This window comes from Acinetobacter sp. NigerLNRRAM0016 (assembly GCF_054112845.1).
The window spans coordinates 1-12,972 of record NZ_JBSYVT010000025.1 but is presented as its reverse complement, the minus strand read 5'-3'; the positions used below and the strand labels follow the sequence as shown (position 1 = coordinate 12,972).

Genomic DNA, 12,972 nt, shown 5'->3' with positions numbered 1-12,972 from the left:
AATGCAATGAGCGATTTAATTAAAGATTTAAGTGAATTGCGTTTAAGTTACCAAAAAGGGGAGCTGCTCGAATCAGAAGTACAGCAACATCCGCATGAGCAATTCCTAAATTGGTTCAATATGGCATTAGAGGCGCGTTTACACGAGCCCTATGCCATGTATTTGGCAACGGCAAACCGTCAAGGGCGTCCGCATGTGCGTACGGTGCTGTTACGTGGCGCAACCGAAGCAGGCTATGACTTCTACACCAATTACGACAGCCAAAAAGGTCTAGATCTGGTTGAGAATCCATATGCAGAGCTGTTGTTCTACTGGCCTGAACTTGAGCGCCAAGTACGCGTTAGTGGTCGAGTGGAGAAAATTTCAGAAGACGAAGCCACCTCGTATTATCGCAAGCGTCCACGCGATAGTCAGATTGCGGCACATATCAGTACCCCGCAAAGCGGTGTGATTGCCAGTCGTGATGAGCTTCAGCAACGTTTCCAGAATTTGCAAGATCAGGTTGCGGAGCAAGCCGAATTGGATAAACCAGCGTTCTGGGGCGGCTACCGTTTGCAGCCAGATTATTATGAATTCTGGCAAGGACGTCCAAATCGTTTACATGACCGCCTGAGTTATGAAAAAATTGACGGTATATGGAAATTACAACGACTTATGCCGTAAATGACAAAAATACAGATTAAGCAACGACCTTATTTAACACGCCCTGAAGATTTTCAGGGCGTGCCAGCTTTTATTGCACAAATTTTGGCGCGCCGAGGCGTGCAATCCGAACAAGAACTTGAATTCAAACTCAAGCATTTATTGGCACCGAATTTAAAAGGGCTCACACAAGCCATTGCATTGCTGGATCAAGCCATTGATCAGCAGGAAAAAATAGTAATCGTTGGCGATTATGATGCCGATGGTGCCACCAGCACAGCCTTGATGATTTTGGCTTTGCGAGAGATGGGTGCAGAGGTGAATTATCTGGTGCCTGACCGATTTAAATATGGCTATGGTTTAACCCCAGCGATTGCAGATTTGGCTTTTGCCAAGTTTCAGTCGCAAGTGCTGGTCACGGTTGATAATGGCATTTCTAGCCATGCAGGCGTGGCGCATGCACAAGCGCTAGGTATGCAGGTGGTGATCACTGATCATCACTTGACCACCAAAGAAACACCTGCTGCGGAAGCCGTGGTGAATCCGAATCAATTGGGCTGCGAGTTTTCAAGTAAAGCTCTGGCGGGTGTAGGCGTTGCATTTTATCTACTGGCGAATTTAAGTAGTCACCGTGCGCAGCAAAGTAAATCCAGTGCCAAGATGGCGCAATATTTGGATTTGGTGGCGTTGGGCACCTATGCTGATGTTGCAGCACTGGACTATAACAACCGTATTCTGGTGGATGCCGGTTTGAAACGTATCCAGCAACAGCAGTGTCGTGTCGGAATTTCAGCTTTATTGGACATTGCAGGACGTGATGCAGCACAACTTAAAGCCCAAGATCTCGGTTTTGTCTTGGGTCCGCGGATCAATGCTGCGGGACGTATGGAAACCATGGATATTGGTATAGAGTGTCTTTTGGCGGAGGATTACAGTAGTGCTTATGCGTTGGCACAGCAGTTGAATCAACTGAATGTCGAACGTCGCCAAGTTGAAACTCAAATGAAACAGGATGCCCTAACCGCTTTGGCACAATTTAAGTTGGATGAGACGGAAACACCAGCGGCATTGATTTTATTTGAGCCGCATTGGCATCAAGGCGTGATTGGCATTGTGGCGGGGCGTTTGAAGGAGCAGTTTCATCGCCCTGCAATTGTGTTTGCCGCAGATGACGATGGTGAACATATCAAAGGTTCTGCCCGATCCATAGAGGGGATTCATATTCGCGATGCAATTGAAAGCGTCGCAGAACAATCTCCGCATTTGGTCAGTCATTTTGGCGGACATGCCGCTGCGGCAGGGTTGACCATCAAGAAACAGCATTTTGATGAATTTAAACAGCAATTTGTTCAGTTGATTCAAACGATGGATGAGGCTTTATTTCAAGCCACGTTATGGACCGATGGTGTGCTTCCGACTGAAGCATTGAATTTGGATACGGTACATTTGTTACAGCATTTAAGCCCGTGGGGACAAAAATTTCCTTCTCCTGTTTTTGAAGGGCAGTTTCAGGTATTGGATTATCGCTGGTTAAAGGAACTACACTTGAAACTGCGACTGGCCTTAGACAATGGTCAAGTGGTGGATGCCATCGCCTTTAATGCAGCAGATAAATTTAGCTTTGATCCGATGCAATCTTCTGTGCATTTGGTGTATGAGTTAGAGCAGAACAGTTTTAATGGTCAGGTCAGTTTGCAACTGAGAGTGTTGCATTTGCAATAATAAAAAAACCGCTGAATTCAGCGGTTTTTTTATGGTTATCGTTTGGGTCAATTAGAAGCGGTATTTCGCTGCTACACCAAACTTGTTGTAGTCATTGTTGCCGACTTCGCCAAAGCCAACACGACCTTCAAGGCTGACTTGCGGTGTAAAGAATTTACGTGCATTTACGCCAAATTCGTTTACATCGCTCAGGTCATTGCTGTAGTAGTCAGCACCGACACTGAAGCTCTTATCAATGAAGTAGTCCGCAGCAAGATTGTACTCATCGAGGTCACCAAAAGAAGCACCCGCTTCTAGGTTGATGTCTTTACCGTTGCTCAGTTGAGTGACATATTTAGCACGTACTGTTGGGTCTACACCATCATCATAGTCGTTGTCATAGCCTTTTAGACCAGCCGCCACCAAGAAACCTGGTGCAGGTAAGTAACCGACTTCAGCGCTGTAAAGCGTGGTATCAAGGTCACGACCATAACGGTGTTCTACATCTTGGCGACCAATGTTACCGCTCAAGTAGAAATCTGAGTTAGGTACGAAGAATTCAACGCCAGCACCGTAGTTATTCACTTCGTCATCGCCGACTTCGTTATAAGCATAGTGTGCATTGACATTGCTGGCACGGTCTAAGAACGCCGCTTCTGCTAAAGGTGCATTACGGGTTTGTACAGGGTTGAAGTAATAAGTGCCATCTACACCAAAAGAGCCGCTTGAGCTGCCGTTATCCGGATCGATTAGTCCAGCAGAAGCACCGATTTCTGCTTGGTATGCGTGTGCTGTTCCAGTCATTGCAACGACAGAGAATAGCGCTGAAGCAATTGCTAATTTTTTCATGGAAATGACCCCTCTGAAATTTGGCTAATAAATAAGTTAAATTTTTTGTTACACTTTTAGTCTAGGGGAAAACACAAAAGCGTCAACAGCTCGAAGGTTACGGAATTGTGTCGAGCGTAATATTGTGTAATTACGTTATTTTAAATATTTGATATATAAATAATTTAATAATTGTAGTGATTTATTAAAATTGTGGATTTTCTATGAATAGCATAGTTTTTGCTGTAGAAAACGACGAAATTGTAAGCATAAAATATCAAAAAGCATGCCTAAAAAGATCTTTTTAGTAGCAAATGTAAATTATGCTATCTGAGAAGTATCCTGTGGGATTTATGTGGAAGATTTACGCTTCATCACCAAAATCAACCGTACCAGCAAGGGTAAAGTTTGCAGTGAAGAAAGCGTGAGAGTGTAGTAAAAATGACGAGATCTTCCGCACCCCCATTCCTAAGCTGGTACGTCCATCCAAAGTGAAATGCAGATTTAAATCATCATCGGTCATCTAGCGGTGATGATCCATATTCACTCAAACTACATACCCCTTTTCCTTGAGGAATTGTCGTTAATCAATTGTTGAGACCAATTGGTCTGGGAATGCGAAATACTGATCCTCAAATTCCGCATCAGTGACATTGCCCTTAGGGTGAAAATCGAAAAATCTGGTTGTAATAGTCGTGAAATCCAGCAGCCCCGTCAATTCCTAATTACATGTGCAGGTTAAAAATCTCGATGTGCTCTGTGCTATAATTGAGGGCTATTTAAGCTAATAATTGATTTGAGAGTAGCTCCCGTGGAAATTAATCCTTATTTAAACCAATTAAAAGATTTAAACGACCGTGGTCAAACACTACGGGGGTATCTTTGACTACGATCTGAAAAAAGAACGTTTAGAAGAAGTTCTGCGTGAATTAGAAGATCCTGCGATTTGGAATGACCAAAGCCGCGCGCAGGCAATGGCCAAAGAAAAAGGCGAACTCGAAAACGTTTTAAATGTGTTGGATGGTTTAGCGACTCAACTTGAAGATGCACAGGCGATGCTAGATTTGGCCGTTGAAGCCGATGACGAAAGTCTATTGGCCGATGTGCAATCTGAATTGAGTTCTGCCGAAGAAGAACTGGCAAAACTTGAATTCCGCCGTATGTTCAGTAATCCAATGGACCCGAATCCATGTTATGTGGAAATTCAGGCAGGTTCAGGTGGTACGGAAGCACAAGACTGGGCATCCATGTTGTTGCGTATGTATATGCGCTGGATCGAACGTCACGGCTTTAAAGCTGAATTGATGGAAGAATCTGATGGTGATGTGGCAGGGATTAAATCGGCAACCATTCGCGTTGAAGGTGAATATGCCTATGGTTGGTTGCGTACCGAATCAGGTGTACATCGTTTAGTGCGTAAATCACCATTTGACTCGGGTAACCGTCGTCATACGTCTTTCTCTGCGGTGTTTGTCTCTCCAGAAGTTGATGACAATATTGAAATTGACATCAATCCATCGGATGTACGTACCGATACGTATCGTGCGTCGGGTGCAGGTGGTCAGCACATTAACAAAACTGACTCTGCGGTACGTTTAACCCATGCGCCGACAGGTATTGTGGTGGCATGTCAGAACCAGCGTTCGCAACACGCCAACCGTGACCATGCGTGGAAACAGTTACGTGCCAAGTTGTATGAATTGGAAATGAGCAAACGTAACGAAGCTGCGCAAGCACTAGAAGACTCCAAGTCGGATATTGGTTGGGGCAGTCAGATTCGTTCCTACGTTTTGGATGACTCACGTATTAAAGATTTACGTACCGGTGTTGAAAACTCGAATACGGGTGCAGTATTGGATGGTGATCTGGATAAATTTATTGAGGCGAGCTTAAAGCAAGGCTTATAAGTTAAGTATCATCAGTAACTTAGCCAAGTTTGATGCAGTTTTTTACAATATATCTAAAATATTCGATATAAAAATCGAAAAAATGCGATATATTAAAGAAAAGCTGAATCAAGCTTGTGCCTGATTGAACATGTCTGGACTATGGATATTGATTTAATTTTTAAAGCATTGGCGAATCCGACCCGCCGTCAAATTCTGGAATGGTTAAAACATCCTGAACAGTTTTTATCGGCTGAAGAATGCGGTGGCTTTCGACGTGGCGTATGTGCAGGGCACATCGAACGCTTGGGTAAAGTCTCGCAATCGACCATGTCGAATCATCTCTCGGTGCTCCAGCAGGCAGGTTTAATTCAAGTCGAAAAATACGGACAGTGGTCTTATTTTTCCCGTAACGAAGCCTTGATTCAGCAATATATCGATCATTTAAAACATTCACTTTAAGTTTGAGTGAATATTGAGGCGACTATGGCTGAGTTAAGCACCCCTTTGCGTTTGGGCGATTTAGAATTAAAAAACCGTGTCATCATGGCACCTTTAACCCGCAGCCGTGCGACCGTTGACCGCGTTCCAACGGCAATGATGGCAGAGTATTACGCACAGCGTGCCAGCAGTGGTTTAATTATTTCTGAAGCGACCGTCATTTCTGAAGAAGCCAATGGATATTTAAATACCCCTGGGCTGTTTAATGATGCGCAGGTTGAAGGCTGGAAACAGGTCACCCAAGCAGTACATGCCAATGATGGCTTAATTGTGGCGCAGTTGTGGCATGTGGGTCGTGTTTCACATCCCGATTTACTCAATGGTGAAACCCCAGTTTCGGCCAGTAATGTACAGCAAAAAGGCTATGTGAGCCTATTGCGTCCAAAACGTGAATATGTGGTGCCGCGCCCATTAGCAATCGCAGAAATTCAAAGCATTATTGAACAATATAAACAAGCGGCGATTCGTGCCAAAGTTGCAGGGTTTGATGGGGTTGAATTGCACGCAGCCAATGGTTATTTGATTGACCAGTTCCTGCAAAGTTCAACCAACTTACGTGATGACCAATATGGTGGCAGCGTAGAAAATCGTGCGCGCTTGTTATTAGAAGTGGTGGATGCACTGATTGAAGTGTGGGGTGCAGGACGTGTTGGTGTCCATTTGGCACCGCGCGGTGATGAGCATGATATGGGCGATGAGAATCCACGTGAAACCTTTGGTTATGCCCTCGAAGAATTAGGCAAACGCAAGATTGCTTTCTTCTTTACCCGAGAGTATTTGGCAGATGACAGCATTAGTGCCTATATGAAACAGCGTTCGGGTGGCGTGCCGTATATTGCCAACATGCGTTTAAGCCGTGAAGATGCCATTGATTTATTGGCGACAGGTCAGGCGGATGCTGTATCTTTCGGGAAAGCTTATATTGCCAATCCAGACTTGTACGAACGTTTAGTCCAAGATGCACCGTTGAATGAACTCAAGCTGGAAACCATGATTGGAACGGATGTGGCCGCGGGCTATATTGATTATCCAACCTTGGCTGAACTGGAAACCGCAGCGGTTTAAATTGCTTTTCCGCTAAATTCACGACAAGATAACAGCGCGATTTACCCAATGTGGTAAATTGCGCTGTTTTATTTTAAATCGTTTTTTTGGAGCACGTATTTGGCTACTCCTTTTTGGTATAACGCAGCACTCGCAATCATTAAACCGCTGTATCAATGGCGAATTAAAAAACGTGCGCAAGATGTCGTAGCTTATCAACAAGAATGTGTCGAGCGTTTTGGTCCATTTCAATCCCCTAAAAATTTAAACACCATTTGGTTTCATGCGGTTTCTGTCGGTGAAACCAATGCAGCACAACCGCTGATTGAGCATTATTTAAAACAAGGTCATCCTGTCTTGGTAACCAATACCACCAAAACAGGGCAGGCACGCGCCAAGTCATTATTTAATAAAGCCCCATATCAAGCCTTGTTTCAAGCGGTGTATTTACCTGCAGATCAAAAGGGGCTGGTGCAGGTGTTTTTCCAAAAATATCAACCGAAGATTTTGATATTAGTCGAAACCGAGTTATGGCCGAATTTGATCGATCAGGCACAGGCATTCAAGGTGCCCACCATTTTGGTCAATGCCCGCCTTTCGGCAAAATCGGCACAGGGTTATGCCAAAGTATCAGGTTTAACCCAAGCCATGCTCAAGGGGTTGAATCAGTTATTGGCACAGGATGCGGCAACTGCGGAGCGTTTTATCCAGCTCGGTGCGGCTCCGTCAGTGACGCAGGTGGTGGGCAGTATCAAGTTTGATATTCATGCCCCAGAGCAATTTGTGCAACAGGCCATACAGCTCAAACACAACTGGCAGTTGGCAGATCGGAAAATTATCACTATTGCCAGCACGCATGCGCCTGAAGAGCAAAAATTACTGAGCGCATTGCAGCCTTATTTACAGCAGCATCCTGAATTGCTGTGTATTGTGGTGCCACGTCATCCAGAGCGTTTTGATGAAGTTTATCAGATCGCACAAAATTTGAATTTACAAACCAGCAGACGTAGTCAGCAGCAACCTATACAAGCAGACACCCAAGTCTTTTTAGCCGACAGTATGGGTGAACTGTGGCTATGGTATGCCTTAAGTCAGGTTTGTTTTGTTGGTGGCTCATTGAATGAGCCGGGTGGCGGGCATAATATTTTAGAGCCGATTGCATTAAACGTGCCGACCATCTTGGGCAAAAACTATTTCAACTTTCAAACTATTGTTGATGAATTTATCCAAGCCGATGCCGTGAAAGTGGTTGAGAATGCTGAGCAGGCCGCAGTGGTACTGATGCAGTTACTGGACAATACGGAACAAGCGCAACAATTGAATCAAGCGGCGCAGCAGATTATGCAACTGAATAAAGGTTCCTTGGATAAGCATATTCAAGCCATTGATGGTTATTTATAAGTCCCTGAAATTTGAATGCGTTTGTCACAACCGCAAATATTGTGGATTCAGTTGATGCCTTTGTGTAGGTGATTCCTACTTTTCAGAGATGAAAAGTAGCAAAAATCTTTTGCGGTGCTGAAGGTACGTCCTGTACCTCAGCACCGCGGGCGACATCCCTGTCGCCCTCTGCAATGGCATGTGCTGATTGAGCCTTTACTGATTGGATTTGTTCTCTTTATTATGAATATCGTTCTCTTAGACCCACGCCAAACTGAATCCGATGTGTGGTCCATTACTTCTAGTCGCCAGCTTGAACATTTGCAGATTCACGTTAATGTACAGGTGGGAGATCGTTTAAAAGTCGGGATCAGAGCGGGAAAACGTTATGTAACGGAAGTTTTGGCCGTGAGTGAACGGGCCATCCAGCTAAGACCTATTCAGGAAGAAGCCGTTCCTGCCAAATTACCTGTAACGTTAATTGTGGCAATGCCGCGTCCTAAAGTTTTGCGCCGTTTAATCATGGACAGTGTGACCATGGGCGTGGAAAAAATTGTATTGCTACATAGTTATCGGGTCGATAAAAGCTATTGGCAAACGCCTTTTTTACAGCAAATTGATCAATACGTGACTTTGGGCTTGGAGCAGGCGGGCGATACCATTGCCCCGAACATTGAAATTTATAAACGCTTCAAACCCTTTGTAGAAGATGTACTGCCCACGTGGATTAGTCTTGAAAAGCCAGCTTATGTGGCGCATCCCTACGCTGAAATGGCTATGCCGCATGCCATAGAGCATGCTTGTACCTTACTGATTGGTCCAGAAGGGGGATTTATCCCTTATGAGGTTGATCTACTCGAAAAAAACGGCTGCCAAGCGGTGAGCTTAGGCAACCGAATTTTAAGAACGGAAACGGCAATTTCCTATGTCTTAGGACGTCTGTTTGCCTGAGTTTTCAGGCATCATGTAGGGTAAGTTCTGGTCACGATGCACTTTCACTTCCTGTACAGGATAAGGAATGTTAATGTCGTGCTCGTTAAAGGCCTGTTTCACCTCCGCCTGAATTTCACTGACTGATGCTGCAATATTGGTTTCAGTGGTATCAATCCACCAACGCACAGTCAGATTGACCGAGAAATCCGCTAAGGCAGTAACATTCACGGTGAACCCCGGTTGACTCAGCACATTACGATTTTTATCTAAAATTGCGTTAATTATGTTTTTAGCTTTCTGTTCGTCATCATCATAGCCAATGCCGACAATAAATTCACAACGACGACGTTGATAGGCGGTATTGACTGTGACTGGGCTGGTATAGACGGTGGCATTCGGAATTACGATGCGACGACCATCATAAGAACGTAAGAAAGTCGCACGAATTTGAATGTCTTCGACCGTACCTTCCATATTATTCACAATAATGTCATCGCCAATACGGAATGGTTCACCCAGTAAAATCAGGATGCCAGACAGCATATTCTGGAAAATGTCTTTGAAGGCAAAACCAATCGCCACCGAACCAATCCCTAAGGCACTCATCAGTTGTCCAGGGGTAAAGCCAGGAATGGCAATCACCATGGCGATCAGGAAACCAAAGAAAATAATGACGCTGGTGCCGACACGATTTAGGACCAAGACCAGATTTTGACGGGTATAAGAACGGTTTTCTAAAGTCCTACTAATGAAAAACTTAAAGACTTTGGACAGTAACCAGAAAATGACCAGAACAATCAGTGCGATACAGAAATAAGGCACGCGCTCCCAAAAACTGTCCATGATTTTATCGATGGTGGTATACGCATCATTATACTTTGAGGTATGCGCAATGACGGTTGCACCAGCCTCATGTATCATTTGTGAAGTGCCCTGAGCGACGTCACTCAGGTTATTTGTTTGTTCTGCCACAGGAGATCCGAAACGATTTAAATTTTCCGCTATTTTGCCTGAAAAGCAGCGGAAAGATAACTCAATGCAACCGAAGTTATACAGCTTAAACGTGATGATGAAGAAGCAGCTTAGAAATATTCAGTGCCTTTTTGAAGCACTTCTTGCGGTGTTTCCAGCTCGCCTGCGCCCATCATATAAGAAATGAGGCTGCCTGAAGCAATAAAACTGAGCACGAATAAAATAATCATCAACCATGCCAGAATCTTTTCCCACACAGGCGTTGCGCGTGGCGCACCATATTGATTCAAGCCCGTCGTACCTGATGCCAATAAAATATAGATGGCCATCAAGAAATTGATTAAGGGAATAAACAGTAACAGCAATAACCAACCTGATTTATTCAAATCATGCAGGCGGCGGATCACAATCACGAAACTGAAATAAAAATACAGCAGGAAAATGACCCAAAAGCCTAGTCCAGCCAAACTTAAAAAGGTTTGCAAGAGATTGCTTTCAAGAGAATAGGTACTGAAATTAAAAATCCCTAAAAATAGACTCAAAGCCAGTGTGGCAAAAAAGGTGATCAGATTGAGAAAGCCGCTCCATGCAATCAGGCTCAGTCGTCCAAAACGTCCTTGTGCAGACAAGGGATTATCATTTTGGGGTGCTACATTACGCGAGAAAAATGGGGAGGTTTGCGGAGTGCTCATACGCTGTTCCAGTGTGGATTCGGTAATGAAATGTTGCATTTTGCAAAAGCATGCATGCGGCAATTCAGGAAAATTATAAGATGATTTCAAACATGTAGACACTGATTCATCGAAAGTTTTTTAGAGGTCGGATTTCATCTTGTTGATTTAAGTTGTATAAATAATATACGACCAAAGCATGATTGTAGTGTCTAAAACATCGCCGTAATACTGCTTTAATGCAGCAATAAAAAATCAATAACGTGGCATGGCATCTCGAGATGAGATGAATAAGATCAAGGAAGTATGAATATGAAAGAAGTCTATCCTGTTCCAGAAGAATTTAAAAAAACTGCACGTACCAATGAAGCTGAATATTTTGAACGCTATCAAGAATCGATAGAGCATCCTGAAGCGTACTGGGCTGATCAGGCGCATAAACTGGAGTGGATTACGCCATTTACCCAAGTCAAAAATACCAGTTTTGATAAAGAAAATTTTAAAATTGAATGGTTTGCAGATGGTGAATTGAATGTCTGTGCTAACTGTTTGGACCGTCATTTAAAAGAGCATCCCTATAAGCCTGCGATTATTTGGGAGGGGGATCATCCTTCACGGCACAAAATTATTTCCTATGTGGAACTACACGATGAGGTTTGCCGTTTTGCCAATGTCTTGAAAAAAAATGGAGTCAAAAAAGGCGATCGTGTGGTGCTGTATATGCCTATGGTCTCTGAAGCCGCGATTTCGATGCTGGCTTGTGCGCGGATTGGCGCTGTGCATTGTGTGGTGTTTGGCGGCTTCTCCCCAGACTCCTTGGCCAGTCGTATTGAAGACAGTCAGGCCAAAGTGGTGATTACCGCAGACTCAGGGATGCGTGGTGGTAAACCGATTTTACTCAAAGCCAATGTCGATGCGGCTTTAACTTTACCGGGCACGGACTCGGTACAAAATGTGATTGTGGTGCATCGCACAGGTAATCCAATTGAAATGCAACCGCAGCGAGATTTGTGGTATCACATGGAAATTATGTCGGTGAATGACATATGCCCGCCTGAACCGATGAAAGCCGAAGATCCTTTATTTATTCTCTATACCTCGGGGTCCACAGGCAAACCGAAGGGTGTGCTGCATACCACAGGCGGTTATTTAACTTATGTGAATAGTACCTTTCGTGAAGTTTTTGATTTAAAACAAGATGATATTTTCTGGTGTACCGCCGATGTGGGCTGGATTACGGGACATTCCTACGTGATTTATGGACCACTTTCTAATGGCGCCACCACAGTGATGTTTGAGGGTGTGCCGCAATATCCAAGCTGGGCACGGACTGGACATATCGTCGATAAGCACAATGTCACCATTTTATATACTGCACCGACTGCCATTCGTTCCATGATGCGTGAAGGCGATGCTTTCGTGCGCGAGAGTGATCGTAGCAGTTTACGCTTGTTGGGCTCAGTGGGTGAACCCATTAACCCTGAGGCATGGAACTGGTATTACACCGTGGTTGGAGAAGGTCGTTGTCCGATTGTGGATACTTGGTGGCAGACGGAAACAGGCGGGATTCTTATTTCTCCTTTACCAGGTGCAACCGACTTAAAACCAGGCTCTGCGACGCGTCCCTTATTTGGCATTCAACCCGCTTTGGTTGATGCCGATGGTAAAGAACTGGAAGGCGAAGCTGAAGGTAATCTGATTATTAAGGATTCTTGGCCGGGGCAGATGCGCACCATTTGGGGTGATCCAGCCCGTTTTATTGAGGCCTATTTCTCGACTTATCCGGGCAGTTATTTTACAGGGGATGGAGCGCGACGAGACAAAGATGGCTATTACTGGATTACGGGTCGTGTGGATGATGTACTGAATGTCGCAGGGCATCGTTTAGGCACCGCTGAAATTGAAAGTGCCTTGGTGGCGCACGAAGCCGTAGCGGAAGCCGCTGTGGTGGGTATGCCGCATGAGATTAAAGGACAGGGCATTTGTACTTTTGTGACCTTACAAGCGGATGTTGCTGAATCTGAAGAACTCAGAGCTGAACTGGTGGCGTGGGTGCGTAAAGTCTTGGGGCCTGTCGCGACACCCGATGCCCTTTATTGGGCGCCAGCCTTGCCGAAAACTCGTTCGGGTAAAATCATGCGCCGTATTTTAAGAAAAATTGCGGCAAATGAACTGGATAGTTTGGGGGATACTTCTACTTTGGCCGATCCGCAGGTGGTCGATGTGCTGATTGCGAATGTTTATCCGCAAACGTAATCTGAAGTGGGGCTATAAATAAAATTTTATTTATAGCCCCAGACTATGAGGAGCAGTTAAATGACGGCTCCTCATTGATTTTGTAGGTAGAATAATAATTTAACGATTGGTTAAATATAATCATTCCTAAAATATTGAGACTATTGTGTAAATTTTAA

12 protein-coding genes are annotated in these 12,972 nt (G+C 44.5%); 8 read left to right on the top strand and 4 right to left on the bottom strand.

Annotated elements, in window-relative coordinates:
• Positions 1–6: 6 nt before the first annotated feature.
• Together pdxH and recJ are read left to right on the top strand one after the other, a co-directional pair.
• Positions 7–663, top strand: a complete 657-nt coding sequence (gene pdxH / locus ACWQ4X_RS14220; RefSeq protein WP_161932879.1) for a pyridoxamine 5'-phosphate oxidase — start codon at positions 7–9, stop codon at positions 661–663.
• Positions 664–2,364, top strand: coding sequence for a single-stranded-DNA-specific exonuclease RecJ (recJ, locus tag ACWQ4X_RS14215; RefSeq protein ID WP_457904088.1), 1,701 nt, complete (start codon positions 664–666; stop codon positions 2,362–2,364).
• Positions 2,365–2,415: 51 nt separating this feature from the next.
• Here the strand turns inward: recJ and ACWQ4X_RS14210 are convergent, their stop codons facing one another.
• Complete coding sequence (locus ACWQ4X_RS14210) at positions 2,416–3,192, bottom strand: putative porin (RefSeq protein ID WP_100241188.1); 777 nt, start codon at positions 3,190–3,192, stop codon at positions 2,416–2,418.
• Positions 3,193–3,535: 343 nt separating this feature from the next.
• Entirely contained in the window at positions 3,536–3,694 is a 159-nt protein-coding gene (locus ACWQ4X_RS14205; protein WP_457904087.1) for a hypothetical protein, read from the bottom strand.
• 288 nt (positions 3,695–3,982) lie between these two features.
• Here ACWQ4X_RS14205 and prfB point away from each other — a divergent pair.
• From prfB to ACWQ4X_RS14180, 5 genes are all read left to right on the top strand, one after another.
• A protein-coding gene (gene prfB / locus ACWQ4X_RS14200; protein ID WP_100241189.1) for a peptide chain release factor 2 occupies positions 3,983–5,078 on the top strand; the annotation gives its coding sequence in 2 pieces (ribosomal slippage) (positions 3,983–4,054 and positions 4,056–5,078; 1,095 coding nt in all).
• A gap of 141 nt (positions 5,079–5,219) precedes the next feature.
• On the top strand, positions 5,220–5,519 hold the full coding sequence (locus ACWQ4X_RS14195) for an ArsR/SmtB family transcription factor (RefSeq protein WP_100241190.1): 300 nt from the start codon (positions 5,220–5,222) through the stop codon (positions 5,517–5,519).
• Between the two features lie 24 nt (positions 5,520–5,543).
• Entirely contained in the window at positions 5,544–6,623 is a 1,080-nt protein-coding gene (locus ACWQ4X_RS14190) for an alkene reductase (protein ID WP_457904086.1), read from the top strand.
• A 99-nt stretch (positions 6,624–6,722) separates the two neighbouring features.
• Positions 6,723–8,003: a 3-deoxy-D-manno-octulosonic acid transferase gene (locus ACWQ4X_RS14185; protein ID WP_457904085.1), complete on the top strand. Its 1,281-nt coding sequence runs from the start codon at positions 6,723–6,725 to the stop codon at positions 8,001–8,003.
• A gap of 222 nt (positions 8,004–8,225) precedes the next feature.
• Positions 8,226–8,933 (top strand): 16S rRNA (uracil(1498)-N(3))-methyltransferase, encoded by a 708-nt coding sequence (locus ACWQ4X_RS14180; protein WP_457904107.1) that lies wholly within the window; start codon positions 8,226–8,228, stop codon positions 8,931–8,933.
• Here ACWQ4X_RS14180 and ACWQ4X_RS14175 read toward each other — a convergent pair.
• A complete protein-coding gene (locus tag ACWQ4X_RS14175; RefSeq protein ID WP_216071719.1) occupies positions 8,913–9,836 on the bottom strand; it encodes a mechanosensitive ion channel family protein in 924 nt (307 codons plus the stop codon). The genes ACWQ4X_RS14180 and ACWQ4X_RS14175 overlap by 21 nt on opposite strands.
• A 161-nt stretch (positions 9,837–9,997) precedes the next feature.
• Complete coding sequence (locus tag ACWQ4X_RS14170; RefSeq protein WP_161933066.1) at positions 9,998–10,579, bottom strand: DUF805 domain-containing protein; 582 nt, start codon at positions 10,577–10,579, stop codon at positions 9,998–10,000.
• A gap of 291 nt (positions 10,580–10,870) precedes the next feature.
• Here ACWQ4X_RS14170 and acs point away from each other — a divergent pair, with 291 nt between their 5' ends.
• Positions 10,871–12,814, top strand: a complete 1,944-nt coding sequence (acs, locus tag ACWQ4X_RS14165; RefSeq protein WP_457904084.1) for an acetate--CoA ligase — start codon at positions 10,871–10,873, stop codon at positions 12,812–12,814.
• Positions 12,815–12,972: the final 158 nt, after the last annotated feature.